The 1,266-nt window shown below is 61.4% G+C and carries 1 protein-coding gene; it reads left to right on the top strand.

Annotated elements, in window-relative coordinates; translation table 11 throughout:
* Nucleotides 1-71 precede the first annotated feature (71 nt).
* A complete protein-coding gene (locus tag AB7849_RS19485) occupies nt 72-1,145 on the top strand; it encodes an IS5 family transposase (RefSeq protein ID WP_037100045.1) in 1,074 nt (357 codons plus the stop codon).
* Nucleotides 1,146-1,266: the final 121 nt, after the last annotated feature.

The raw sequence follows: 1,266 nt of genomic DNA, 5'->3' as shown, positions 1-1,266 counted from the left end.
TAGCAGGCTGTTGAGAAACTCTCGCCCGAGCCGACTGTCATAGGCTCGATCAATCGCAAGGCTTCCCCTCGATGCGCAGTCCTGACGTCCAACAGCTTGGCATGTTCTCGTACGTTTCAGTCGAGGATCGCGTGCCGACCGATCACCCGATCCGTAAGCTACGCGTGCTGGTGGACACCATTCTGGGCGAGTTGGATGGCCTGCTCGGCGAACGCTACGCCGAAGGCGGCCGGCCATCCATTCCGCCGGAGCGCATCCTGCGCGCTTCGCTTCTGCAGGTGGTCTACAGCGTGCGCAGCGAGCGGTTGCTGATGGAACAGATGAACTACAACCTGCTGTTCCGCTGGTTTGTCGGACTCAACATGGATGATGCGGTATGGGATCACTCCACGTTCTCGTTCAACCGCGAGCGCCTGTTTGACGAGCAGATCGCGCAACGCTTCTTCGAGCACACCGTACTGATGGCGCGCGTGCAAGCTCTGGTCAGCGACGAGCACTTTTCGGTGGACGGCACGTTGCTGCAAGCATGGGCCTCGCACAAGAGCTTCAGTCCGAAGGACGGCAGCGGTGGTGATGGCACCGATTTTCACGATCAGAAACGCAGCAACGACACGCATGCCTCCACCACCGATCCGGACGCGCGACTGATGCGCAAAGGCAAGGGCAAGGAAGCCAAACTGAGCTACCTTGCCAACGCGTTGATGGAAAACCGCCATGCGCTGATCGTCGGCGTGGATGTGCGTCATGCCAGCGGCACGGGAGAGCGTGATGGTGCACTCGATCTGCTGGGCGCGGCCGGCGTGCGCCGAGGCGCCACGCTGGGTGCGGACAAGGGCTACGACACGCACGACTTCGTGGCGGCGCTGGAGCAGCGCGGAATCAAGCCACACATCGCGCGCAACACCTCGGGCCGGCGTAGCGCCATCGATGCGCGCAAGGCGCGCGGCAAGGGGTACGCGATGAGTCTTCAGGTACGCAAGCGCATCGAGCAGGGTTTTGGCTGGATCAAGACTGTTGGCGGGCTGGACAAGTTGCCGCTGGTATCGCTGCCCAAGGTGCGTGGTTGGGTGACGTGGACGTTTGCGGCATACAACCTGATCCGACTCGGCGGCATTGGCGAGTGGTGGAATCCATCGCCAACGTGAGCCGCGACGGGAGGCGTGCGCCCGGAACCTGGAAAAGGGTCTTCACCCAAACGGACATGCACCTGCTGCGATAGAAAAACTCTATCGCTGCAGCTTTGAAATCGACATTCTCAACAGCCTG

The sequence above is a fragment of the Rhodanobacter sp. FW021-MT20 genome (assembly GCF_041107475.1).
In the GTDB taxonomy this organism is placed as follows: Bacteria; Pseudomonadota; Gammaproteobacteria; order Xanthomonadales; family Rhodanobacteraceae; genus Rhodanobacter_A; species Rhodanobacter_A glycinis.
The sequence above is the reverse complement of the archived record's forward strand: the minus strand, read 5'-3'. Positions and strand labels throughout refer to the sequence as shown.

Coding starts and splice junctions, on each gene's coding strand:
- AB7849_RS19485 (WP_037100045.1), top strand. CDS start 72: ATGCGCAGTCCTGACGTCCAACAGCTTGGCATGTTCTCGTACGTTTCA.